The sequence below is a fragment of the Flavobacterium aeripolare genome (assembly GCF_013294025.1).
Classification (GTDB): domain Bacteria; phylum Bacteroidota; class Bacteroidia; order Flavobacteriales; family Flavobacteriaceae; genus Flavobacterium.
Genome location: NZ_JABSNL010000013.1, coordinates 126,569 through 126,953 on the forward strand (window position 1 = coordinate 126,569; position 385 = coordinate 126,953).

A 385-nucleotide genomic window follows, 5' to 3' on the forward strand; every position below is an offset into this window, starting at 1 on the left:
ACCTCCATTTCCGATGCTTCGGAAGAACCAGTGAGTTATGCTTTTCAATTTTTGTATAAAAAAAAACCAAACATTGCTGTTAGGGTTTTAGTGGTACCTCCATTTCCGATGCTTCGGAAGAACCAGTGAGTTATGCTTTTCAATTTTTGTATAAAAAAAAACCAAACATTGCTGTTAGGGTTTTAGTGGTACCTGCAGTTCCGATGCTTCGGAAGAACCAGTGAGTTATGCTTTTCAATTTTTGTATAAAAAAAAACCAAACATTGCTGTTAGGGTTTTAGTGGTACCTGCAGTTCCGATGCTTCGGAAGAACCAGTGAGTTATGCTTTTCAATTTTTGTATAAAACAAAAAACCCAAACATTGCTGTTTGGGTTTTAGTGGTAC